This is a genomic window from Gaoshiqia hydrogeniformans, assembly GCF_049347105.1.
Taxonomy (GTDB): domain Bacteria; phylum Bacteroidota; class Bacteroidia; order Bacteroidales; family Prolixibacteraceae; genus Gaoshiqia; species Gaoshiqia hydrogeniformans.
Genome location: NZ_CP186334.1, coordinates 1,283,790 through 1,307,762, shown reverse-complemented (window position 1 = coordinate 1,307,762; position 23,973 = coordinate 1,283,790). Strand labels below are relative to the sequence as shown.

Genomic DNA, 23,973 nt, shown 5'->3' with positions numbered 1-23,973 from the left:
GCCGGGGTTCAGCGCTTACAAAAATAATGAATAATGCCGAGAAACAAAGTTGTATTCCGGGCGAAAGGAGATTTTCAACTCTGCCAGCGTTCCGGCGACGAGCTCTGCCTGGCGGAAAACCCGGAACAGGTTAGCTCCCCATATTTTTTGAATATCTTCATCCGAATAACCGCGTTTCAGCAATTCGAAGGTAATCCGGGGAAACTGGCTGACATCGTTGCAATCCTCAAGACCGCCGCCACCGTCAAAGTCGCTGCCAATGCCCACGTAATCAATGCCCACCAATTGAACCACATGATCAATGTGGTCGACCAATTCCTTCACCTTGGGCAGTTTTTTGGGTAAGTTTTTCTTCATGTCGTTCCATTGCCGGTTGAAAGCGGCTTTTTCTTCCTCGTTCATTTTGCCGTAATCATTGTAGTAAATGTTCATCAGCTTTTTTTGCGTGGCATAGCGTTGGGTCGTGGTGTCGGGTTCTTTCACATAATCGTCGAGCAGGCAGATCTGGATGACACCTCCGTTCCCGGCGAGGGTTTTAATCATCTCGTCGCTCATGTTCCGGTCGTGCCTGCACACGGCCCGTACACTGCTGTGCGAGGCAATCACCGGCGCCTTGCTGTATTGAATGACGTCGAAGAACGATTTATCGGACAAATGTGAGCAGTCAATCAGGATGCCCAGACGGTTCATTTCGGCAACGACTTCTTTCCCGAAATCGCTCAGTCCGTTGTGCTCGGGTTCGGCGCTGTCGCTCGATGAGTCGCAAAGGTCGTTATGAAACGAATGGCACAGCGTGATGTAACGAACTCCGCGATTGTAAAATTCTTCCACCCGCCTGATCTCTTTGCCCAACGGGAACCCGTTTTCCATGCCGATGTAGATGGCCCTTTTCCCGGTTTTCTCGATTCTCCGGGCATCGTCGGCGGTGAGTGCCAGCGAGGCCGTCTCCGAATATTTTTCAAGAGATGAATGAACGGAGTCCAGCATTTGGTGGGCCATTTGGTATGTTTTGGCATAATTTTCAGGCGTACGGGGCTTCTGCCCGGTATACACCGCGAAAAACATGGCATCCAGCCCGCCTTCTTTCATGCGGGGAAAGTCGACCTGGCTTTCGGGAGCGTCATTCTTTTTTCCTGCGTTGAAACCTGGTTTCAGCATCAGCATGGGGGTATCGCAGTGCGTATCAACCGTTAATAGCTTCTCGTGGAGCCTGACCGCTCTTTTCCACAGTTTCTGATCCGTTTCTCCTGCATGGGCAGTAGTAAGAACTGCCCCCAGTATCGTTAGGATGAAAATTGTTCTCATATCGGTTCTCGTTTTCAGTTCATCATTCCATCGGGATGTTTCAGCCATTTATCGCGGCCAAAACGCACCGGGTTGCCGGTAATTTCGGTTGCAAAGGTTTTCAGATCCTGTCCGGAGAAGTTTCCCGAAGTCATGATCAGCAGGTTTTTATGTTCCCAGTTTTGCCTTCGAAGCTGGTTGAACAGGGCCTGCGGGTCGGTAAATACCTGCAATCCTTCTTTGGCAAAGGCCGTGGCAACTTCTTCTTCGCTAACGGGCGAAAGCCGCTTGTGTTCAATGGTTGCCGGATTGAAGAAAACATAGGCTTCATCCGCATCCTCCATGCAGCCTTTATATTGAGGGAGAAACTCTTTCTTTAACGAGCTGTAGGTGTGCAACTCCATGACTGCAACCAGTTTGCGGCTGGCGAATTGCTTTTTTACCGCTGAAGTGGTCGCCTGAAGTTTTGACGGCGAGTGGGCGAAATCGTAAAAAACAGCGCTGGTTCCATTTTCCGAAAGTACTTCCAACCGGCGGGCGGCTCCTTTAAAGCTGGTCATGGCCCGGTAAAATTGTTCATCGGATATGCCAAGGTGAGTGCAAACCAGTTTGGCCCCGGCAATATTCTGCAGGTTGTGGTCGCCAAATACCTGCAACCTGATCCGGCGGTTGTTGTATACCAGGTACGTTACACCTTCATCCAGGTCCGACGGATGTTCGCTGTAAGCAAAGGTGGTTATGTCGTTTCGTGAATCGGAGGTGATTTGCCGGAGATTTTCGTCGCCCGCGTAATAAATCAGTGTCCCGTTTTCTTCGATCTGTTCGGTGAAAATCAGGAATTGCTCCACGTAATTTTCAAAGGTCGGGAATACATTAATATGGTCCCAGGCAATTCCGCTCAGCAGGGCCACATGTGGATGGTACAGGTGAAATTTCGGACGGCGGTCGATGGGCGACGACAGGTACTCGTCTCCCTCAAAAACAGCGATGCCGGTGTTTTCTTTTAACGAAACCATCGTGTCGAAACCCTCCAGTTTGGCACCAACCATGTAGTCGAAATCCAGGTGGTTGGCTTTCAATACATGCATGACCATCGAGGTAATGGTTGTTTTACCATGCGAACCGCCAATGACGACCCGGATTTTATTTTTAGTTTGTTCGTACAGGTATTCAGGGTACGAATAGATTTTTAAGCCCAACTCCTGAGCCCTTTTTAGTTCGGGGTTGTCCGGATGGGCATGCATACCCAGGATGACCGCGTCGGGGGCTGAATTCAGCAAATCGGGGTTCCAGCCGGTTTGCGCCGGCAGCAGGCCATGTGCGGCCAGCCGGCTTTTGGAGGGTTCAAAAATCTCGTCGTCACTTCCGCTAACCTGGTAGCCTTTTTGATGAAGGGCAATGGCCAGGTTGTGCATGGCGCTTCCGCCAATGGCTATAAAATGAATGCGCATGAAATTTTTCTTAACATTTAAGCGGGTAAAAATAATGAAATGAAGATGAAACGAACCATGAAAAATCGTTTCGTAACCAAAATAATTTCTTTCAGACCGGCGCTGAAAAATTGAGCAGGTTTTCGGTTTTTTTTACCTGATTAAAGTTATTTTTGAGCTCTTTCGTAAAGGTGAAATCGTGAAAAAAAGTTCTGCAGGTAAAAAAAACCTTCGAATACCTTTTGGTAATTCGTGGATGTGGGTGTGGTTGGCCCTGATTACGTTTTTGTTGACCGAGTTGCTCTCGAAGTTTCCGGCATTTACCGGATCCGTATATTCGCGCGGGCTGTATCCGGTCGTTGCGGCTGTGTTGTCGCGGATCAGCTATTGGCTCCCGTTTTCACTCGGCGACATGTGCTACGTCTTATTGGTATTACTCGTACTTGCCGGTGTAATTTTATTGTTGATCCGAAAGATCAATGTCGGGAAATTTCTGAAAATACTGGTCAATATGCTGGCCATGCTCTATGTGTTGTTTTACTGGCTGTGGGGATTCAATTATTACCGCGACCGGTTAAATCAGCGTCTGCAAATAGCCGTGAGTGAACCAACTGACGAGGTATTTCTGGAAGTAGCCCGCGAACTGATCCTGGAAACCAACGCTTCACGGGTGGACCCTGATGGTTTACCTGCATCGCAGATCGATTCGTTGGTTGAAGAAGCTTACAGAAACCTCTCCGGCTTTCTGGAACTCAATTATCCGGGAGGTGTCCGACGGGCCAAATCAATTACATTCAGCGATTTTTTTGCCAAAGCATCTATCCTGGGTTACTATGGGCCCTTTTTTAATGAAATCCATCTGAACGATCATCTTTTGCCGGTTCAGTACCCGCAGGTATTGGCCCACGAAAAAGCGCACCAGTTCGGCATAACCGGCGAAGCCGAAGCCAACTTTTATGCCTGGCTGGTATGTACCCGCAGCCCTTCGCCCGAATTAAATTACAGCGCAAACCTGTATTTGCTGCGGTTCTTTTTGTACCGGGGAATGCAGGTTGAAGGATTTGAACCTTTAACCGGGCTGATTGACGAACCGGTTAAAGAAGACATCCGCCGGGTTACTGCGCATTGGAAGGCCTTGCGAAGTGAAAAGATTGACCGGGTAGCGACCTGGGTGAATGATATGTATTTGAAATCGAACAAAATTGAAGGAGGCGTGAACGATTACCGGGGAGTTGTTAAGCTGGTGATGGATTTTAAAGCAGATGAAGCGGCTCAGGAAAGATTGGAGAAAGAATTTGCAGATTTGAAAAATGATTGATTTTTATGAATAAACTGGTTGCCATACACGCGGGCCATTTTTCGTGCGACGGGGGCGCTTTATTCAGCGTGATTCCCAAACCACTGTGGTCGAAAGTTTATCCGGCCGATGAAAATAACGTGGTCCGGCTGACGATGCGCTGTCTGCTGGTAGACCAGGGAGACAGAAAGATTTTAATTGAAGCGGGAGTTGGTAATCATTACCCGGAAAAAGTGAAGCAAAACAACGGGCACGAAGAAACCGATGCCTTGCCCGGGTCACTTGCCAGGCAGGGTTACGCGCTGACCGACATCACCGATGTGGTATTTACCCACCTGCATTGGGATCATTGCAATGGAGCAGTTTTGAACGAAGGAGGGCAGCTAAAGGCGCTTTTCCCGAATGCGAGACACTGGTGCAGCAAAAGACAATGGGAACATGCAAAAATTTCGAATGTTCGTGAGCGGGCGGCATACTACCCGGAAATCCTGGATTTTTTAAAAACCAGCGGACAGATGCAGCTGGTGGAGGGTGATGGCGAGTTATTTCCCGGCCTTAGGATCAGGATGTATGACGGACATACGCCGGGACAGATGATTCCGTTTGTGGAAGCCGGTGGCAAAACATACGTGTACATGTCCGACCTGATCCCAACCACGGCAAATATTCCAATTGTCTGGCTGGCTTCTTACGATTTGTACCCGGTGACGGCGATGGAAGAAAAGACCGCTTTTCTGAAAGAGGCGGCAGCGGAAAACTACATCCTGTTTTTCGAACACGATTTTTATACCCCATGCGCGACAGTGGAATGGACCGGGCGTGGCCCCCGGCTAAAAGAAACCTTTGAAATTTAATCTTTCGGAACCTGGAGCTTGCCAAATTTGGCTAAATATGGAAGTTGAACTTGCCAAATTTAGATAAATTTGGAAACAAAAGGTGCCAAATTTTTAGTTTCTGTTGTTTATTGTTCTACCTTTGATTGATAATCAAAAGAATGAAAGGGTATGGAACCGTTATGGTACAACCGATATTTAGAGGGACAGGCGGATACGATTCTCCGAAAGGGAAAGGTTTTCGTCCTTTATGGTCCGCGTCGTGTCGGGAAAACTGAGTTGATCAAAAAGCTCATTGATGGTTTTGAAGGAAAAATTTATTTGGGGACCGGGGATAATTTGGAAGTGCGGGAGCTGTTCTCGTCGCAGAAATTGAGTCAGCTGCAGTTGGTCTTCGGAAGTTACCAATTACTTTTTATTGATGAAGCCCAGCGTATCCCGGAGATTGGCTACGGTTTAAAGTTGCTTGTCGATCATTTCCCCGAATTGTTGGTTATTGTTACCGGTTCGTCATCATTCGACCTGTCCAATAAAATCGGCGAACCCTTAACCGGGAGGAATATTATTCGGAATTTGTTTCCAATTTCAGTCCTTGAGCTGTATCAACAGTCTGGCGGGATGGATGTCATTCGCAAACTGGAAGAGCTAATGATTTTCGGCGCTTATCCCGAAGTATTGACAGCAGATTCACCGGAAGATAAGAAGGAATACCTGTTTTCGATTCGCGACTCATATCTTTTTAAAGACATTCTGGAACTGGAGAATGTCCGAAATCCGGCTAAACTGACCGATCTGCTAAGGCTATTGGCTTTTCAAATCGGTCAGGAGGTTTCGTTGAACGAACTCGGCAACAACCTGGGAATTTCGAAGCAGAGTGTGGAACGTTACCTGGATTTGCTCGAAAAAACCTTTGTTATAAAAAAAGTGGGGGGGTTCTCCAGAAATCTCCGTAAAGAAGTAGTGAAAACAGCCCGTTATTACTTCTGGGATAATGGAATCCGAAATGCGATTATCAACAATTTTAATTTGCTCGGTGGACGTTATGATGAGGGGATGCTTTGGGAAAATTTTCTCTTTATGGAGCGGCTAAAAACCAAATCGTATAAACGGATTTTTTCGGCTGATTATTTTTGGCGCACTTACGACCGGCAGGAAATCGACCTGGTGGAAGATCGCGACGGTAAACTTTTCGGCTATGAGTTTAAATGGAAACCCCGGAAAGTGAAAGCGCCCAAAGCCTGGTCGGAAGCTTACCCCGGCTCGGAGTATCAGGTCATATCAAGTGAAAATTTCCTGGAATTTTTGTTGTGATACTTTTGTTTGTTTTCTTTTATTGATCAGATTTTTTGGCAACAAAAGCTCACTCCGGTCGTCCGGCTTGCTGCAAAACCTCGTTCTCATTATTGTTCGGCAGCCCGTTTTTGCTTATGCCGTTGATTTCAGCCGGGCGGTTCTTCTCATGAAAATCCCGGCGAAAAATGGATGTGCCGATATTGATCCGAAAGCTGAGCGGGGATAAGCGGATGACGAAAGCATTGAACTGATTCCAAAATCCGGGGATGATTAACGATTTTCCGCGCAACAACTGTTTGATGCCAATCCGGGCAACAACTTCCGGCGTTAGGGTCGAAAGTTTCACGTAGTAACTTTGTCCGTTAATCCGGTTTGTCACATCCGAATTGGTTTTAATGGGGCCGGGATTCAATACGCTGACTTTGATATTGGTGTTTTTAAGTTCAGCACGCAGGCCAAGTGTAAAATGATGGATAAATACCTTGGAAGCCGGATAGATCGTTTTAAACGGCACCGGAGAAAAAGCGGCGAGGCTGGACACATTCAGGATGTAGGCATCAGCATGTTTGTTCAATTCCGGGAGTAAAAGCCGGGTGATTAAAGTCACGGCCCTGACATTCAACTGGATCATGTTGTCGAGATAATCGATTGAGCAAGCATCAAACATACACGATCCGCCGGTTCCTGCATTGTTAATCAGGATGTTCACCGAAAAATTATTGGTAATCCATGCTGCCAGTTCTTCAATTGATTCGCGGGAAGTCAGATCCGTTTCGTGAGCATGTACCTGAATCCGGTAGGTTTCTTTTAATTCGGTGCCAAATATTTCCAGGTCTTCATCCGGGAGCGAGATCAGGATCAGGTTCATGTTCCGGCGGGCGCATTCCCGGGCAAACTCTTTTCCCAAACCCTGACTCGCCCCGGTAATTACCGTGTAAAGTTGTTGTACATCTTTCATTTTGTGTTTTTCTTGTTTTCCCCCGACGGAAAATCGATGTCCTGTATTCCTGAGGTTCATGGTCTTTAAAGATAAGGTTTTTTATCCTGTTTTACCTGAACAGAGAAGAAAAAAGCATTAAAGGTTGCATGCCGGGCGGATCAAATTATTCCGATCGAGGAGGCATGGCGAATCGCTTCTGCGGTATTGCTGACTTTCAGTTTTTCAATAATTCGCTGACGGTGTGTGTTTACCGTGTTCACCGAAATGAAAAGCTGGTCGGCAATTTGTTTGCTGATAAGCCCCCGGGCCAGTAATTGCAATATTTCCTGTTCGCGTAAACTTAAGTTTGTTGTGAATGGTTCCTGAGGGAAATGATAAAGTTCACCTGTTTTTAGATTTGCCAGGCGGTAACGGCACAGAGTATGCAGGTCCTGATCAGGCGACAAATCCATAATGCCCAGGCTCAGCCAAATATTGTCATCAGCGTCAAATTCCAGTAATTTATGCTGCTCAATTACCCGTACATAGTTATTGTCTTTCCCCCGCGTCCGGTAATCCATGATCATTTTGTAATGCTGCATGCCGGAGCGGTCTTCTTTTTGTACTTTCAGGATCAATTCAATAAATTGAGCGGAAACCAGGCTTAAATGTTTCAAATCGTCGGGATGCATCCGGCTGTCGATGTAAACATGGCCGGGCTTGCCGGCCTCCTCCAGATCCCAGCCCAGAAGGTCTTCAAACGTTGATGAAAGATAAGCATGTTGAAGTTTAGCCATATCGAAGATCGAGATGGCGCTGTTGTGAACTGACTTAATCGATTCCAGAAATTCGATGTGGCGTTCGAGTATGGAATAATCCAGTTTGCGGTAATCTATATGCTGATTATACCAGTGAGCTTCCTGATAACCTGTTTCCATAATACTGATTTTTCAGTATTGCCCGCTTAATCAGGCAATAGCAACTTTGAAAGAAATTTTTCATTCAAAACTAATTTAAAATACCATGTTAACAATAAACAGAAAACGAATGTTTTTATTTATTCTCCTGAACATTCAATTGTTTTCTTTTGCCCAGCCCGGAGGGCAGGTGATTAAAGGGCAGGTGGTCGACGATCTGACAGAGGCGCCTTTGGCGGGGGCGACCATTGTAATCCTCAACTCCGATCCTCAATTGGGAACGATCACCGATGAAAACGGGAACTTTCGTTTGTGGAATGTCAAACCCGGGCGGTACCAGGTTTTAGTCCGTTTTATCGGCTATGATCATTTTATTTTTAACGAAGTCCTTGTCGGTTCAGGAAAAGAGGTCGTGCTAAATGCAGCAATCAGCGAATCGGCCAGGGAACTGGAAGAAATAAAGATTGTTGCGGGTACTTCAAAAAGTAATGCGATCAACCCGATGGCCACCATCAATGCCCGGCAGTTGAGTGTTGAAGAAGCAGGCCGTTACGCCGGAGGGTTTGACGATCCGGCACGCCTGGCGGGTTCGTTTGCCGGAGTGGCTTCTGAAATCGGGAATAACGGTATTGTTGTCCGCGGCAACTCGCCCCGGAACCTGCTGTGGCGCATGGAAGGAATTGAAATCTCCAATCCAACCCACTTTGCCAATGTGATTGCTTTCGGCGCAGGAGGAATCACGGCTTTGTCGGCCCAAATGCTGGCCAATTCTGATTTTTACACCGGAGCTTTCCCGTCCGAATACGGCAATGCGTTGTCGGGTGTTTTTGATGTCAGGATGCGGACCGGAAACCACGAAAAGCACGAGCATACCTTCCAGGCGGGAATTATTGGGATCGATTTCTCGTCGGAAGGACCAGTGAAAAAAGGCAGCGGTTCGTCGTATCTCTTCAATTACCGCTACTCAACTTATGGCCTGTTGGGGTCGCTGATCCCGGAGGAGGCCGGTAAAATCGGCTACCAGGACCTGTCGTTTAAAATGAATTTTCCGACAAAAAAAGCAGGCAACTTTACTTTGTGGGGAATTGGTGCCCTGGATACACAAAATCGCGATCCCTTTGACGATCCGGCCGATTGGGATACAAAAGCCGACCGGGAAGCTTATCAGCTGAACTTATCGACCGGGGCCATCGGGTTAACACACAAACAAATGTTTTCACAGCATACCTATCTGCATACGACCCTGGCTTCTTCGGGAAACGGGATTACCACAAGCTACGATGAACTGGACGATAACTTGAACCGGCAACCGCGCGAACGGGTGGATAACAACACCTGGAAATACACGATGAGCAGTACCCTGAACCACAAGTTCGGGAACAACCACTCGAACCGGAGCGGGCTGGTTTTAAACGAAAACCGTTACCGGGTATTTAACCGCGAGGCGCCCCATTTGGGAGAATCGTTATTTGTTTTTGCCGACGAAAGCGGGAGGGCCATGTCGCTTCAGGCTTTTTCGCAGTCTATGTTTAAATTGAAGCACCAGCTTGACCTGAATGTTGGCTTGCATGCCCATTATTTCGGCTTGAATGACGAGTTGTCTGTTGAACCGCGCCTCGGGCTGAAATGGCAGTTTCGTCCAAATCAATCGGTTGGTTTTGCCTACGGTTTAAACAGCCGGATTGAGATGATTGGCTTTTACCTGGCACGGCAGGAAACGGACGGAATTGTCATTCAACCCAACAAAAATCTGAAAATGACCAAAGCGCATCATTTGGGCTTGGCCTACGATGTCAGTCTGACTGAACATGCGCGTTTCAAAGTGGAGCCTTATTTCCAGTATTTGTTTGATGTGCCGGTAGTCCCCGGCAGTTATTTTTCACTTCAAAACCTCGAACTGGATTGGTTTTTCAACGAAACGCTGGTGAACGAGGGCACGGGAACTAATTTTGGTGTTGACCTGACCCTGGAACGTTTTCTGAAAAATGGTTTTTATTATTTGGCGACCGCTTCCCTTTTCGACTCAAAATATCAGGGTGGCGACGGCATCAAACGAAATAGCCTGTACAACAAAAATTATATCCTGAACCTGCTGGCAGGGAAAGAATGGCAGGTTGGCAAAAACAAAGCCAACCTGGTGAGTGTGAACGGTCGGTTAAGCTTTATGGGCGGCGACCGGTACACAGCGCTGTTGGAGCAGGAGTCTGTCTTGACGGGTGAGTTAACTTATGATTATACCCGTGCCTGGGAGCAGCAGGAAGACCCGGCAACAGTGCTTTCGCTGAGTTTTTCGTATCGGCGGAACAAACCAAAACATGCCGGTGTCTGGTCGTTGCACCTATTGAATGTCCTGGGTTACGGAGAATACCGCGGCTACGAGTTTAACCTGAAAACCGGATTGCCTGAAAAACAGTTCGACCGGATTGTTGTTCCGAATTTGAGCTATAAGATTGAATTTTAGGACGAAATCCCTCTTATTTATAGTGTTTACAAATAAGCATGTAAAACGCAGATATATAGAATGATCGATATGTAAAAGCCTGAAAATCAAAACATGATATTTGTTAGTTAAAGGTTAAAAACTTCGGTGTTTATAGATGTAGCTTGTTAAAAACCACTAATTTTGCCCCCGATTTTCTTAACAGTTACATTATGGCAGAAAAATATAACAAACTTTTTGAAGAATTTCCTCCGATCAGCGCTGAAACGTGGAAAGCAAAGGTGGTTGCCGACTTAAAAGGAGCCGATTTCGACCGCAAGCTGGTGTGGAGGACAAATGAAGGTTTTTCAGTTCAACCGTTTTACCGTCAGGAAGACCTGGCCATGCTCGATTATCTGGATACCCTTCCCGGAGAGTTCCCCTATGTGCGCGGAACCAAAACGAATAACAACGACTGGGATGTTCGTCAGAACATCATCGTAAAAGATTTTAAAGAAGCCAACAGGAAAGCGCTCGATGTTTTGATGAAAGGGGTGACTTCACCGGGCTTTGTTTTTAACGAGTGCATCGATGTCGCCAAAGACGACATGGCTGTCCTGCTCGAAGGGATTTGCCTGGAATCGGTTGAAGTGAACTTTGTCGCCAAATGCTACAGCAACAAAATCGCCGGAGCGTTTACCGACTATGTGCTGGCCGGCAAATGGGATCCGAAAAACATCAGGGCATCTGTTGCCTGCGATTCATTCGGAAACTACCTGCTTTACGGCCGCATGAAAAACGGTTTTGAAGGCTCGGTTGCACAGGTGAAAGGGCTGATTGAAAAAACGGCTGTTTTGTCAAATTTCCGCGTGATCGCCGTGAATGCGAAAAACTATGGTAACTCGGGCTCATCGATTGTGCAGGAACTGGCATTTGCGTTGGCTCAGGGCGCCGAATACCTTTCAGCATTAACTGAGGCCGGAGTCACAACCGAAGATGTTGCCAAAAACATCAAATTTAATTTCAGCATTAGCGCCAACTACTTCATGGAAATCGCCAAGTTTCGCGCCGGACGGATGTTGTGGGCTCAAATTGTAAAAGCTTACGGACCTGCTTGCGAATGCGCCTGCAAGATGCGCGTTCATGCCGAGACCGGAAGTTGGAATAAATCGGTTTACGACCCTTATGTGAACATGCTCCGCACCCAAACCGAGGCCATGAGCGCTGCGCTGGGCGGCGCCGATTCCATTACGGTCCTTCCCTTCAACGCCATCTACGAAGAGCCGACTACCTTCTCAGACCGTATTGCCCGCAACCAGCAGTTGCTGCTGAAAGAAGAGTCGAACTTCGATAAAATTGTCGACCCGGCTGCCGGCTCGTACTACATCGAAGAGCTGACTGCTGCAATTGCCGACGAGGCCTGGAAACTGTTCCTGACGATTCAGGATAAAGGCGGTTTCTTAACTGCGGCCAAAGAAGGTTTCATTCAGGCTGAAGTGAAGGCTATGGCTGCCAAACGCGACCTGAACGTGGCTACCCGCCGCGAAAACCTGCTGGGGGTAAACCAGTTTCCGAATTTCACTGAAGCTTTGGAGATAGACTTGGATGCTGCAACGTTTGAAGCACAAGACCTGACCGCAGAAGACGCCGAAATTGAAACCCTGAAACCATATCGTGGCGCCATGGCCTTTGAACGTCTGCGTGTGGCAACGGATAAATTTGCCGAAAAAGGGAAACGACCCTTAGCTTTCATGTTAACCATCGGTAACCTGAACTTCCGGAAAGCTCGCGCCCAGTTTGCCTGCAACTTCTTTGCCGTTGCCGGTTACGAAGTGAAGGACAACAACGGTTTCAAAACCATCGAAGAAGGTGCTGCTGCCGCTAAAGCTGCCGGCGCCGACATCGTGGTGCTTTGCAGTTCCGATGATGAATATGCTGAGCTCGCTCCTGCAGCGTTCGAAGCGGTTAAAGCAGATTCAATTTTTGTTGTTGCCGGCGCTCCTGCCTGCACCGATGAATTGAAAGCAAAAGGCATCGAAAATTTCATCCACGTGAAGAGCAACCTGCTGGAAGAACTGACAGGCTATCAAAGCAAATTGGGAATCAAATAAAAGAGTCAAGAGTCAAGAACCAAGAGTCAAGAACCAAGAGTCAAGATTTTGAGAGATGCATAATTTTAAGAATTTGAAAATATGGCAAAGCTCCCGGTTACTGGTGAAGGAAGTATTTCTTTTAACCAAGGGCTTTTCTGTAGAAGAAAGATTCGGGCTTGTCTCTCAAATTTTAAGAAGTGCGTATTCAATCCCTTCAAATATTGCAGAAGGGTCAGGACGTTCAACAAATAAAGAGTTTGCCCGGTTTTTAGATATTGCCTTAGGCTCTGCCTTTGAGCTGGAAACTCAATTGATTCTTGCTACTGATATTGAATATATATCTGAAGATAAACTTCAAGAAATACAAAATTTATTACAAGAGATTCAAAAAATGATTTACTCATTCAAGATGAATTTGTAGTATCAAGATATTTCTTGTCTTGGTTCTAGAATCTTGAATCTAAAATCTTTAACGTATGAAACCAAATTTCAAAGACATAAACATCAAAAAGGGACAGGTAAAAGCGGATGCTGCTGCCTGGGCCGCTGAAAACAAAATTGAGAAGAACTGGGTCACCCCGGAGCAAATCCCGGTGAAACCGGTTTACACCAAAGAAGATTTGGAAGGCATGGAGCATTTGAATTATGCTGCCGGCTTGCCGCCATTCCTTCGCGGACCTTACTCGGCCATGTACGCCATGCAACCCTGGACAATCCGTCAGTATGCCGGTTTCTCAACCGCCGAAGAGTCGAACGCGTTTTACCGCCGTAACCTGGCTGCCGGTCAGAAAGGGCTTTCCGTGGCTTTTGACCTGGCAACGCACCGTGGTTACGACTCCGACCACCCGCGTGTAGTGGGCGATGTGGGTAAAGCCGGTGTGGCCATCGACTCCATCCTGGATATGAAAATCCTGTTCGACCAGATTCCGCTGGATAAAATGTCGGTATCGATGACCATGAACGGCGCGGTATTGCCGGTATTGGCGTTTTATATCGTAACCGGATTGGAACAAGGCGCCACCCTGGAACAACTTTCAGGGACCATCCAGAACGATATTCTGAAAGAATTTATGGTGCGTAATACCTATATCTACCCACCTGAATTTTCGATGAAAATCATCGCCGATATCTTTGAATACACATCGAAGAACATGCCCAAGTTTAATTCGATTTCGATCTCCGGATACCACATGCAGGAAGCCGGCGCTACAGCCGACATTGAAATGGCTTACACGCTGGCCGACGGGTTGGAATACCTCCGCGCCGGCGTCAATGCCGGGATGGACATCGACGCTTTCGCTCCGCGTTTGTCGTTCTTCTGGGCCATCGGGATGAACCACTTCATGGAAATCGCGAAAATGCGCGCTGCACGGATGATTTGGGCCAAACTGGTGAAACAGTTCAACCCGAAAAACCCCAAATCGATGGCCTTGCGTACACACTCGCAAACGTCGGGTTGGTCGCTCACCGAGCAAGATCCGTTCAACAACGTAGGCCGTACAGCGATCGAGGCGATGGCTTCGGCGCTGGGTCACACCCAATCGTTGCACACCAACGCGCTGGATGAGGCGATTGCGCTGCCAACCGACTTCTCTGCCCGTATCGCCCGTAATACGCAATTGTATATTCAGCAGGAAACCGAGATTTGTCGCGGCGCCGACCCTTGGGCCGGTTCGTACTATGTTGAAGCGTTGACCAAAGAATTGTATACCAAAGCCTGGGCCCTGATTGAAGAGGTTGAAAAACTGGGCGGTATGGCCAAAGCCATCGAAACCGGCGTGCCGAAAATGCGTATTGAAGAAGCGGCGGCTCGTGCCCAGGGACGCATCGACAGCGGCGTGCAAACCATTGTCGGGGTAAACAAATACCGGCTCGAAAAAGAAGATCCGATCGATATTTTGGAAATCGACAACACGGCCGTCCGTTTGTCACAGATCGAACGCCTGAAGAAACTGCGTTCCGGACGTAACGAAGCTGACGTTCAGGAAGCCCTGGCTGCCATCACCAAATGCGCCGAAACCGGCGAAGGCAACCTGCTCGACCTCTCTATAAAAGCGGCACAAAAACGTGCTTCATTAGGTGAAATTTCCGACGCTTGCGAAAAAGTTTGCGGACGTTACAAAGCAGTAATCAGAACCATTTCAGGAGTGTACTCAGCAGAAAGTAAACACGATAAAACCTTCCGGGAAGCACAGGAGCTGGCAAAGAAATTTGCCGAACTGGAAGGCCGTCAACCCAGGATCATGATCGCCAAGATGGGTCAGGACGGGCACGACCGCGGCGCCAAAGTAGTAGCAACCGGTTATGCCGACCTTGGTTTCGACGTGGACATGGGACCGTTGTTCCAAACCCCTGAAGAAGCCGCTAAGCAGGCTGTTGAAAACGACGTGCACGTGTTGGGTGTTTCTTCGCTGGCGGCAGGTCATAAAACGCTGGTTCCGGCGGTAATCGAAGAATTGAAAAAACTTGGCCGCGAAGACGTCATGGTGATTGCCGGTGGTGTAATTCCTGCCCAGGACTACCAATTCCTGTACGATGCAGGCGTAGTAGCCATCTTCGGACCAGGTTCGAGCGTCGCCGCTGCCGGTAAAAAAATCCTCGAGATTTTGATTGCCGCGCATGAGGAATAGTTTCGGGTAGAAAGTAATTAGCCGAAAAACAAAAGATAGAAAGCCATTTCCGAAAGGGAGTGGCTTTTTTTTCGGGTGCGCCGGTTTTTAACCGGCGAATCGGAATTCGACGCAGCCGAATGACGCTTTGTGCCAGCATGAGTTCGTTATCCCGGCAGTGCGAAGAAATTTTTAGAGTGATTTAATGCAACAGAATTTCCTTTCTGATCGCACAAAATTTCCGTATAGGTGCCGTTAAATTTTCTTCTAAAAGAAAATAAAATTTCATATAGGCGGGAATAATTTTTCTACTATATAAAAAATTTCATTCATCGTGATGGAACGAAATAAGCGTGTTCTGCTAGATACATCGCCTAACCTTTTCTCAAAGAGTCGTGTCGAACTTGTTTCCGGATCTGTTTTTTTATTCTCCCGAAGCCCGGGGGAGTTTCAGTTTTTTGCGGACGGTGTGTAAGTTAACGATTCATTGAGGTCGTCATAATCACCATCCTCGTTTCGGTCTAGTTTAATCATCAGGTTGCCGTCGTTTATATCGTACCGGACGGTCTCCCAGCTTAAAATTCCGTAAGCCTGACGATAAGGGAGGGATGGCTTTTCCTCGGAAATGAGATCAAGGACTTCACCTGTTTCCGGATTGTAGTTATAGGCTTTCATGTTGGTAACCAGAAAGCTAAGCGTGTTCCCGTTTGCTGCCACTTTTCCCTGCCATATATTGTATTGGCTAATGCCTTGAGCATAATGAACCGGAAAACTTTCGGTGTAGCCCGCATTATAAAGTTCTATTTTGTGCCGGAACAGAACAGGGTCTGTTCCGGGATATGCGATTTGGGTTTCCCAGGTTCCGTTATACAACGCTTCTTCGTCATCTTTATCGCAGGAAAAACAAAGAGTAAAGATGACCACAAAGGCCATAAGCCTGGCACGATGTATCAAATGCAAGATTCTCATAAAATCATTAATAGGTTGAATAAATTATTTGATTTCTTTTAAAATCGTTTAATAATGCGGCATATACCGGCTGTGATCTTCTTCTTTTTTCTCTTCCGGGGCAGGTTCGGCAACGGGTTCTTCAGCGATTGCCGGCCTGTAATAGGTATTTCCGGGAACCGATGGTTTGGCTTTGGCAAAAACAGCCAGCCTTTTCGTCAGGTTGGGGTGGGTGGAAACTTTCTCGGCAAACCATTTCCAGAATCCGTCTTCCGTAACATCCTGTTTTAAATATTCTTTCAGGTTTACTTTTTTGTAGATGGTTTTTCCCGATGCCAGCAGCAATAAACCGCCTTTTACCCCGGCCGGACTGAGCGCGTAACCGATGTTGTCGCAGGTGTATTCGCAAGCCCTTGAATAAGCGGCGCCCAGGAAGGGGATCAGGTACGAAGGCATCAATAACAGGTTTTTGAGCATGTGTTGTCTTTTGATGTGGCCCAACTCGTGGCCGATGATAAATTCCAGGATTGTTTTATCCTGTTCATATGCGGTTTCAACAATTTCGGAATAAAGTACCACGTAGTTACGCCCCAGAAACCGCGCAGCAAAAGCGTTTAACACCCCGCCCGATTGCATAATGTAGATGGCGGGCACCGACCTGAGGCCCAACTGTTCCGTCTGCGTTACAGCCACCTGGTAGATGTCGGGAAACTGGTTTTTCGATAGCTTAACGGCATTGCCTTTTAAGTGGCCGATCAGGATCCCAAAGCGGAAGAACATAAACAGCAGGATCACGATCAAATAGAAATAAACAACATAAACCGTTGCCATTTGCTCGGCGCTGGCTTCGAACGACGCCAGGATTAACTTGACAAACAAATAATACAAGCCTAAACTGGCAAACAGACGGATGTAGAAATACACGTTTTCTTTGCTGTTTACCTGATAGTTGAGATTTGAATACATAAGTTCAGGATTTTAGTGGTTGATATAAAAAGATTGATCAGACAAATTGGTGTTAAATTTTGCCCAAAGTAAACAATTTTACTTAATAATTATCCGTCGCCCGAAAAAAAACTGCATCGCCTTGATAAAAGGGCGATGCAGTTTTCCTTTCCTGATTGATCGGGATAATTGATCAATTGATATCGAACAGCCGGGTGTTGAAATTCCAGCCTTCAACGCTTAATTTCCAGTTTTCCGAAGCCGCCTGCGGACATTCGAGTTCAATGGTTTTCTCGTCCCCCGGCGTCAGCGAAACATAGTTATCGTTTGCAAACAGCGGTAATACCCGCTCGCCGGTTTTGGCATCAACCACGGCGAGGCGGTTGAAGAAAGCGATGGGTGCATTTTCCGGGTTCTTCAGCGTCACCACAACTTTGTTATTGGCTGCTTTTTTTGCCGATACCTGTAATTTTGAAGCAGGCATCTGTTGCAGTCCGCTGTAATTTCCTTCCTGATTGGGAAACCAGTACAGGTTTTCGGAAATCACTTCCTGTTTCAGGTTTTTTAGTTGCAATAACAGGAAAGAGCCTTTTTCGTCGCCGCCAACCCGCTTCAGGTTACCGGCTACCGACATAATCTTTTTGGTGTCGGTTGGGCCAATGTAAACAAATACCTGGGTAACAGGTTGTTCATTTCCTTCCATATCGTAAGCTTTGGCAACCAGCATCAGGTCGTTCACCGGCTCGAAACCGTTGTTGACCACAGTCACCATTTTGGTAACCGGGTTACACATGGCGTGCAGCATCTGGCTGCCGGTGCGCAGGCCATACAGGCAGGCATTGGGGTCGAGGTAGTAATCGTACATCTGTCCGCGCAAAGCCGTCCAGGGGTTTTGGGTTTTCCAGATGATGGTTCCGGTGTACCAGTCCCACATGTGCGAGCTAAAACCTTCGATGAGGGCGCGGTACTGGTTATAGTTCACCAACTGGGCTTTGCGGGCAAAATCTTCCATATCGGCAGCGGCGCCGTAGGCGTCAATCGACTTTCCGTAGCCGATGTACTTGTGATAAGTCCATACCGGATCGGAAACCGCCTCGGAACCTTTTTTCTCGACAGGAACGACCTGGTTTTCGGCAGGCAGGAAGCGTTTTAACGAAACGGCGTCGCCCACGCCTACCGAGCCAACTTCGGAGTTGAAGGGCCAGGTGCGGTATTGCCAGAACACCGAATCGGGCTGAATGCCGTAAGGGCCGTCGCCGTTGCCTCCAATAAAGTTATACGACATGCTGTCGGAGTTCGAGTAATCGATAAACCAGCGGGTACCGTCGATTTTAGGTAAGAGCGAATCGCGCAGGGCGGTCAGGATATTCTCGGGAGGGGTAATCTCGTTGCCGCCGCACCAGATGGCCAGCGAGGGGTGGTTGCGGATCATCTTCACCATGTCGGCAGCCGACTCGATGAACAGCTTGTGGTCGTCGGGGTAACGGCGGCGCGTCCACTGGTCTTCTTTCTTCATCGGGTCGACCCAACGCCCGTTGCAATCGCCCGACATCCAGAAATCCTGGATAACCAGCAAGCCGTATTTGTTGCAGGCATCGTAAAATTCAGGACGTTCGGCTAGGGCGCCTCCCCAAATCCGGATCAGGTTCAGGTTCATGTCGCGGTGGTACCTGATTTCGGCATCGTAGCGTTCGGGCGAAAAGCGCAGCATGGCATCCGAGATAATCCAGTTTCCGCCTTTAATGAATATTTTTTGACCGTTGACCAACACCTGCATACTGCGGGTATGGTTGTTCCATTCGCGCTGAATTTCGCGGATACCCACGGTTATTTCTTCTTCATCCGACAATTGTCCGTCAATAAAAACTTTCATCGCCAGCTTGTACAGGTTTTGTTCTCCGTAACCGCTTGGCCACCACAGCCGGGGATTTTCGACGATCAGTCCGGGCAGTTTAACTTCGGTGGTGGAATTGGCAGGCAGCGAAACGGCTGTTTCAACCGTTTTCCCGTCAATTTCAACCAGCAGTTTTCCGCTCAGGGCCCGGGCAGTTGGGTTGACCAGCTCTGCAGAGGTTTCGATTTTTGCCGCTTCCTGTCTGCCCTCGGGAAAACGCTTGCCGGGAACGCGGGTGACCACATGCGGGTTTTGCAGGTTTACCGCCCTGGTGGTTTCAAGGCTTACCTTGTCCCAGATGCCCGTATTGCGGTCGCGAATGGGCTGGATCCAGTCCCAGCCGGCCACGTACTGGTGCGATACATTGCGGGCAATGACCCCGTCGCCGCCTTGTCCGCCATTAGGGTTGCCGACCGGGTCAACCGGGTAAACAATCACCGCCAGGCGGTTTTTTCCGTTGGCGGCCAGTTGGTCGGTAATGTTATAGGTTTGCCGCAGAAACATGCCGTAATGTCTTTTCCGGTTGATTTTCTTCCCGTTCAAAAAAACATCGCAGCTGTAGTTTACGCCGCGGAAGTGCAGCCATACCTGTTCGCCGCTTTGGGCTTTTTGTTGAAAATTGTTGACAAACCAGTAGGTGTAATGTTCGGGTCCGGTTTCGTAGATATCTTTGATTTTTTCGTTGTTCATGCCGTAAAAAGGGTCGGGCGCTTCGCCGTGCTCCAGCATGTTTGTCAGCACCGTTCCGGGGACCACAGCTGCTTGCCAGCTTTTCAGGTTAAACGAGGCCCCTGAGATTTCTTCACCCGCGGCTTTTACTTTTTTTACGGGAGCGCAAAGCCAGTTGGCGTTTAATTCAATCACCGATCCACCCCATGCAAACGGTGAGATCATCAGGACGAGGAGCAAGGTAATTGCCCGTCTTTTTAGTCTGAATGTCTTCATCTGTTTTTATTTCAGTTTAATATGAATTGAATACCGGTTTGTCAGATATTCTTCAGCAATTCGGGTTTGTTTTGGTATAAATGAAGGATCAATTCGCCAAACAACGTATTGGCCCAGGCAAACCAGCTCCGGGTGAAGTTCTCAGCATCGTCTTTATGAAAGGTTTCGTGCATAAAACCGGTCCCGGCATGCGTTTTCATCAGGGTTTTCAGGCAATCTCTGATTTCATCGTCGTTGGTCGATGTCATGGCCCGCATGATGATACTCATCGGCCAGATCATTTCGGAGCCGACATGAGGTCCGCCGATCCCTTCACCGGCTTTCCCTTTAAAAAACCAGGGGTTGGCATCGCTTAAAATCAGTTTACGCGTATTTTGATAGAGATGATCTTCGGTTTCGAGGGCTCCCAGGTAGGGCAGGGCCAGTAAGCTGGGAATATTGGCGTCGTCCATAAACAACCGGTTTCCAAAACCGTCTAGTTCAAAGGCCAGCACCTGGCCAAATCCCGGACGTTCGGCAATGGCGTACTGGCGAATGGATTCGGCAACCTCGTCGGCCAGCTTAATTGCCTCTTCAGCCAACATGTTGTCGGTATAAATTTCGGCAGCTATTTCGGCCATTTGCCGGAGTGAGGTTACGGCAAAGTAATTGGACGGGATCAGGAAGGGCAGGATGGTAGCATCGTCGGAGGGTCGGAAAGACGAAACGATCAGGCCCACCGGCTTAACAGGATTGCCAAACCCGTTGCAGCAGAGCGAATCGGTTGGTTTGTGCGTTTCCCGCGTAAACGAATAGTCGCCCTTGTTCTCTTTGCGCTGTTGCTTTTTAAACGTGTCGATCACCGAACGGAACGCGTTATGCCATTCGTCGGTAAAACAAGCTTTATTCCCGCTTGTTTTCCAGTAGTGATAAAGTAAGCGGACCGGGTAGCACAGCGAGTCGATTTCCCATTTTCGTTCGTGTAACTCCGGGATCATCAGGGTGTTGTCCGATTCCCATTCGCTGCCGCTGGCTTCTTTGTTAAATGCGTTGGCATACGGATCAATTAAAATGCACCTGGCCTGGCGGTTCAGCACGCCCAGGAAAAGCGTGTTCAGCTCGTCATCTTCTTTTACCAGCGGCAGGTAAGGCCAAACCTGCGCGGTGGAGTCGCGCAGCCACATGGCGTGTATGTCGCCGGTAATCACAAAAGTATCCGGGATACCGTTTTCGACCGAAAAATCGACCGTGGTATCAAGTGTGTTCGGGAAACAGTTTTCGAACATCCAGGCCAGTTCCGGGTTGGCGATCGCTGTTTTTACTTTGGCAATAGTTGCTTCCACCGCTTTACTGGTAAAATTCCGTTGTCCGACAGGCGGGCGTTTGCTTTCAAAACCGGAAGCGGCACAGGCGGTATTCCACAACGATCCGGTCATCAGACCGGCTGCTGCTAACGAGTTGTATTTCAAAAAATCTCTTCTTTCCATCATGTTACAGGATTATCAGGCTTCAGTTAATAACTGCAAATAAACCAAATTTACTTGAACGGTCACGGGCGGCAGCAGGCATCTTCCGGAATAGCGTTTAATGCCGGAATGATTTTTAAAAGTTGTTCACCGATGCCGATTTTATAACCGGATGAAAACATCACTACCTGGCCCCCGGAGTTGCTTAAAATCACCAGAGGGAGTTTGTTCCTGACGTCGTCGCCAAAGGCTTCAGCCAGGGCTTTCAGCAGCATGTTGTCCCGGTCGAATCCGCTGATCCGGTTGGCGGGCAATTTATATGAGGCGAGCACCCGGTTAAGCTGGGGCCGGTCTTCGGCTGCCATAAACAGGAACTGCCCCTGCCATGCCTCAAAATGGTCGATGTAGTCGGCCAGGTCGTTTAAAATATGTTTTGATGGTTCTTTATCCGGGTCGAGCAAGGCCAGTACGATGTTTTTACCTTTTGCCAGATCAGAAAGACTTACCGCATCGCCTCCCCCGGTTGTTACCAGGTACAGCGCCGACAGGTCGATTCGGGCGAGGAGCTCCGGCGCCTGCGACGATTGCCGCAGGTTTACCGTTACCTGTTTGGTGTTGCCGGCTTCCACCGCGAAAAATTCAACCGAGCTAAGTACAGAGCCGTCTTCCAGCCGGTTTCCGGTAATCAGGCAATAATCGCCGGTTTCCAATGTCAATGGTTCAAACTCGTTGATGTTTTTTGCAAACGGATATTCCAGTTGCCGGTAATTGCCGCCAACACGTTTCCCGATGGAGAAATGAATTTCGTATTGGGGATCAATCGTGTTGTTGCCGTTTTTCAGGACGAGCTTGCCGGTTTCGGGAGCAGCCGTGGTTTTCTCGCTGAAAGCTGCCCGGTACCATTCACCCCCGGCATAATATTCGGGTTCGCGGGTGGCCGGGTTCAGCCGTGCCGGAATACCCAGGGACCGGCAAACAGCCACAAAGAAAATTTCGCGCGAGTTGGTATCGGATACGCGCAGTTTATATACGGCTTCCGGGCTTATCGGCGCCCGCGAGTGAAGGTTGGCCAGATCATCGGTTTTTATGTGCTCCATGATCCACCGGGTCAAGGCTTGCGGATCGTTCCGGAACTGTTCTTTTTGGGAAGCAAAAGCCTCTTGGAGAAATGGCCTCCAGCCCAGTAACATTTCATTCTTGATACGCGGGGCCAGCACATAATCTGTGAAAACAGTTTCGGGATACCTGCCTTCATTTTTGGTTGTCCGCAGGTGCGAGCTTAGAACCGATGCTTTTGTGTCGCTGAAATCTTTGGCAGAAATGCCCTTCAACAAAGGTAAGGCCCATTTCTCAGCAGCATTTGTCCGCAGGTATTTTTCCAGTTCTTCCCAGTTTCCGTAACTGTTTTGAATGGCATGAATGATTTGGTTTTCATCCAGCCGAAGTTCTTTTGCCAGATTTTTGCTCCAGCTGTCGGTTTTAAATGTGGCTGTGTAGCAGCCCCGGATTGAATCTTCTTTGGCCAGGCGGCGCTCGTTCAGTTCTTTTTCGGCGGGGGTGACGGTTAAGGTATCTTTGATCAGGTGCGGAGGTACAAAGTCGAACTCCAGATAGTTTCCGTCCATTGACGGATTTCCCAGGGTGAGCCTGACCGTATCGGTTTCGGATACCGATATCTTTTTGAAGGCAAACCGGTCGTCCTGACTGGCCCAGACGATTATTTCGCCAAGGCCGAGTGAGATAGCCGTTTGCCCCTGTTCGTTGGTGTATTGCGTGGCGATGGGGTAAAAATCGGCATAATTATACAATTGAAACTCCACTTTGGCGCCGTTGACGGGAGAATCGTCTTCGGCCCGTACTTCAGTATAAATTTTTTTGACCGGTGCGTAATTGGATGTCAGGTTTAATTCGGAGAAACGTTCTTCCGAAACGAGCGCTTCCTCATCACCCAGATAATTACCGTAAGCCCGGGTATGCACCAGTAAGGTCCGCCGGGCGGGTTCGGTAAACCATCCCATGTTCAGGTGCGGATCGGGTTCGCAGGCGCCCAGGAACTTCCACGTGCCATTCACCCAAACCTCAACCCAGGCATGGTTGTCGTCTGAATGGGCCCAGCGCGGCGTGTAAACCTGTCGGGCCGGGATTCCCACGGCACGCAGAGCCGACACGGTAAATGTCGATTCTTCGCCGCAGCGGCCAAAAGCTTTTCGCACGGTACTCAGGGGGGCGCTGGTGCGCGAATCGGTTCCGCGGTAAACCACTTTTTCGTGACACCAGTGGTTGACTTCCAGCGCCGCTTTTTCAATATCCAGATCCTGCACGCGTGCTTTCAGCTCGTCGTACAAAACAATGCGGAAAGCATCCAGGTTTTCGTTATTGATGCGGACAGGCAGGACAAAGTGCAGGAAAAGATCTTCCGGGACGGATTTCCCCCAGCTCAGTTCTTCCCGTGCCTTCAGGCTGGAACGTACATTCGCGAGGAAAAATTCGGCCGGATAATCGGCCAGATCACTCAACGGCATGTAGGCATATAAAAACTCCATCGCCTGTTTTTCGTCGCCGGACAAAGTATGGTCGAAAATACTCCAAAGGTTAATGGTGCTGTTAGCCGTCAGCTGTTTTTGGACGGCGAGCATTTCCTGTATGTTTGCCAAACGTTCCCTGTTTTGAATGAGAGAAGGTTCAGACGTACAGGAAATAAC

General features: G+C 48.5%; 16 protein-coding genes. 7 read left to right on the top strand and 9 right to left on the bottom strand.

From position 1 onward, the window contains the following. Window positions 1–15: 15 nt before the first annotated feature. On the bottom strand, window positions 16–1,305 hold the full coding sequence (locus ACOIT5_RS05320) for a dipeptidase (protein WP_423129428.1): 1,290 nt from the start codon (window positions 1,303–1,305) through the stop codon (window positions 16–18). 14 nt (window positions 1,306–1,319) lie between these two features. Further along, entirely contained in the window at window positions 1,320–2,735 is a 1,416-nt protein-coding gene (locus ACOIT5_RS05315; protein ID WP_423129427.1) for a UDP-N-acetylmuramate--L-alanine ligase, read from the bottom strand. Window positions 2,736–2,913: 178 nt separating this feature from the next. On the opposite strand from ACOIT5_RS05315, the gene ACOIT5_RS05310 reads away from it, so the two are divergent. The 3 genes from ACOIT5_RS05310 to ACOIT5_RS05300 all read left to right on the top strand — a co-directional run bounded on the left by ACOIT5_RS05310 (window position 2,914) and on the right by ACOIT5_RS05300 (window position 6,155). After that, window positions 2,914–4,032: a DUF3810 domain-containing protein gene (locus ACOIT5_RS05310; protein ID WP_423129426.1), complete on the top strand. Its 1,119-nt coding sequence runs from the start codon at window positions 2,914–2,916 to the stop codon at window positions 4,030–4,032. Window positions 4,033–4,037: 5 nt separating this feature from the next. Continuing rightward, on the top strand, window positions 4,038–4,865 hold the full coding sequence (locus ACOIT5_RS05305) for an MBL fold metallo-hydrolase (protein WP_423129425.1): 828 nt from the start codon (window positions 4,038–4,040) through the stop codon (window positions 4,863–4,865). A 150-nt stretch (window positions 4,866–5,015) separates the two neighbouring features. Then, on the top strand, window positions 5,016–6,155 hold the full coding sequence (locus ACOIT5_RS05300; RefSeq protein WP_423129424.1) for an ATP-binding protein: 1,140 nt from the start codon (window positions 5,016–5,018) through the stop codon (window positions 6,153–6,155). 49 nt (window positions 6,156–6,204) lie between these two features. Here ACOIT5_RS05300 and ACOIT5_RS05295 read toward each other — a convergent pair whose 3' ends face one another. Further along, a complete protein-coding gene (locus ACOIT5_RS05295; protein WP_423129423.1) occupies window positions 6,205–7,095 on the bottom strand; it encodes an SDR family NAD(P)-dependent oxidoreductase in 891 nt (296 codons plus the stop codon). Between the two features lie 140 nt (window positions 7,096–7,235). Beyond that, window positions 7,236–7,994: a helix-turn-helix transcriptional regulator gene (locus ACOIT5_RS05290; RefSeq protein ID WP_423129422.1), complete on the bottom strand. Its 759-nt coding sequence runs from the start codon at window positions 7,992–7,994 to the stop codon at window positions 7,236–7,238. Between the two features lie 109 nt (window positions 7,995–8,103). Here ACOIT5_RS05290 and ACOIT5_RS05285 point away from each other — a divergent pair, with 109 nt between their 5' ends. From ACOIT5_RS05285 to scpA, 4 genes are all read left to right on the top strand, one after another. Next, window positions 8,104–10,434 carry a TonB-dependent receptor gene (locus tag ACOIT5_RS05285; protein WP_423129421.1) on the top strand — a complete coding sequence of 777 codons (2,331 nt, stop codon included), beginning with the start codon at window positions 8,104–8,106 and terminating at the stop codon, window positions 10,432–10,434. A gap of 191 nt (window positions 10,435–10,625) precedes the next feature. Then, entirely contained in the window at window positions 10,626–12,503 is a 1,878-nt protein-coding gene (locus ACOIT5_RS05280) for a methylmalonyl-CoA mutase family protein (RefSeq protein WP_423129420.1), read from the top strand. 73 nt (window positions 12,504–12,576) lie between these two features. After that, entirely contained in the window at window positions 12,577–12,906 is a 330-nt protein-coding gene (locus ACOIT5_RS05275; RefSeq protein WP_423129419.1) for a four helix bundle protein, read from the top strand. Between the two features lie 55 nt (window positions 12,907–12,961). Continuing rightward, window positions 12,962–15,115, top strand: a complete 2,154-nt coding sequence (scpA, locus tag ACOIT5_RS05270) for a methylmalonyl-CoA mutase (protein WP_423129418.1) — start codon at window positions 12,962–12,964, stop codon at window positions 15,113–15,115. Between the two features lie 429 nt (window positions 15,116–15,544). Here scpA and ACOIT5_RS05265 read toward each other — a convergent pair whose 3' ends face one another. The 5 genes from ACOIT5_RS05265 to ACOIT5_RS05245 all read right to left on the bottom strand — a co-directional run bounded on the left by ACOIT5_RS05265 (window position 15,545) and on the right by ACOIT5_RS05245 (window position 23,925). Then, window positions 15,545–16,063 (bottom strand): hypothetical protein, encoded by a 519-nt coding sequence (locus ACOIT5_RS05265; RefSeq protein ID WP_423129417.1) that lies wholly within the window; start codon window positions 16,061–16,063, stop codon window positions 15,545–15,547. Between the two features lie 48 nt (window positions 16,064–16,111). Further along, window positions 16,112–17,008 (bottom strand): M48 family metallopeptidase, encoded by an 897-nt coding sequence (locus tag ACOIT5_RS05260; RefSeq protein WP_423129416.1) that lies wholly within the window; start codon window positions 17,006–17,008, stop codon window positions 16,112–16,114. Between the two features lie 172 nt (window positions 17,009–17,180). Further along, window positions 17,181–19,826, bottom strand: a complete 2,646-nt coding sequence (locus ACOIT5_RS05255) for a glycoside hydrolase family 2 protein (protein ID WP_423129415.1) — start codon at window positions 19,824–19,826, stop codon at window positions 17,181–17,183. Between the two features lie 41 nt (window positions 19,827–19,867). Continuing rightward, entirely contained in the window at window positions 19,868–21,295 is a 1,428-nt protein-coding gene (locus ACOIT5_RS05250; RefSeq protein WP_423129414.1) for a glycoside hydrolase family 125 protein, read from the bottom strand. A 59-nt stretch (window positions 21,296–21,354) separates the two neighbouring features. Continuing rightward, window positions 21,355–23,925 carry a transglutaminase domain-containing protein gene (locus tag ACOIT5_RS05245; RefSeq protein ID WP_423129413.1) on the bottom strand — a complete coding sequence of 857 codons (2,571 nt, stop codon included), beginning with the start codon at window positions 23,923–23,925 and terminating at the stop codon, window positions 21,355–21,357. Between the last annotated feature and the right edge of the window lie 48 nt (window positions 23,926–23,973).

Coding starts and splice junctions, on each gene's coding strand:
- ACOIT5_RS05320 (WP_423129428.1), bottom strand. CDS start 1,305: ATGAGAACAATTTTCATCCTAACGATACTGGGGGCAGTTCTTACTACT.
- ACOIT5_RS05315 (WP_423129427.1), bottom strand. CDS start 2,735: ATGCGCATTCATTTTATAGCCATTGGCGGAAGCGCCATGCACAACCTG.
- ACOIT5_RS05305 (WP_423129425.1), top strand. CDS start 4,038: ATGAATAAACTGGTTGCCATACACGCGGGCCATTTTTCGTGCGACGGG.
- ACOIT5_RS05300 (WP_423129424.1), top strand. CDS start 5,016: ATGGAACCGTTATGGTACAACCGATATTTAGAGGGACAGGCGGATACG.
- ACOIT5_RS05295 (WP_423129423.1), bottom strand. CDS start 7,095: ATGAAAGATGTACAACAACTTTACACGGTAATTACCGGGGCGAGTCAG.
- ACOIT5_RS05290 (WP_423129422.1), bottom strand. CDS start 7,994: ATGGAAACAGGTTATCAGGAAGCTCACTGGTATAATCAGCATATAGAT.
- ACOIT5_RS05285 (WP_423129421.1), top strand. CDS start 8,104: ATGTTTTTATTTATTCTCCTGAACATTCAATTGTTTTCTTTTGCCCAG.
- ACOIT5_RS05280 (WP_423129420.1), top strand. CDS start 10,626: ATGGCAGAAAAATATAACAAACTTTTTGAAGAATTTCCTCCGATCAGC.
- scpA (WP_423129418.1), top strand. CDS start 12,962: ATGAAACCAAATTTCAAAGACATAAACATCAAAAAGGGACAGGTAAAA.
- ACOIT5_RS05265 (WP_423129417.1), bottom strand. CDS start 16,063: ATGAGAATCTTGCATTTGATACATCGTGCCAGGCTTATGGCCTTTGTG.
- ACOIT5_RS05260 (WP_423129416.1), bottom strand. CDS start 17,008: ATGTATTCAAATCTCAACTATCAGGTAAACAGCAAAGAAAACGTGTAT.
- ACOIT5_RS05255 (WP_423129415.1), bottom strand. CDS start 19,826: ATGAAGACATTCAGACTAAAAAGACGGGCAATTACCTTGCTCCTCGTC.
- ACOIT5_RS05250 (WP_423129414.1), bottom strand. CDS start 21,295: ATGATGGAAAGAAGAGATTTTTTGAAATACAACTCGTTAGCAGCAGCC.